Raw genomic sequence first — 340 nt, forward strand, 5'->3', positions numbered from 1 at the left:
GGCGTAGGTCGGCTTAGCGCAGCGTAAGCCGACAGCACCAGCGGCGCATCCAACCGCCAGACGAAAAAAAACCCGCCAATTGCTTGACGGGTTTTTCTCTTACTGCGAATAACAAGCCTGACGATAACCTACTTTCACACTGGTTGCAGCACTATCATCGGCGCAAAGTTGTTTCACGGTCCTGTTCGGGATGGGAAGGGGTGGGACCAACTTGCTATGGTCATCAGGCATAACTTGTACCGGCATTTGTCCTCAGTGGAGCGACAAAGCCATGAATCTGGAAGAAGCGGATTATTTAGAATTTTGGGTAATGATTGCGATCAACAACTTCGCAACATGT

Annotated in this window: 1 rRNA gene; it reads right to left on the reverse strand. The window is 50.0% G+C overall.

The annotated features are described in order from the left end of the window. Nucleotides 1-115: 115 nt before the first annotated feature. Nucleotides 116-228, reverse strand: a 5S ribosomal RNA gene (gene rrf, locus AC0V2Y_RS29005). Between the last annotated feature and the right edge of the window lie 112 nt (nt 229-340).

Source organism: Janthinobacterium sp. BHSEK (assembly GCF_056174685.1).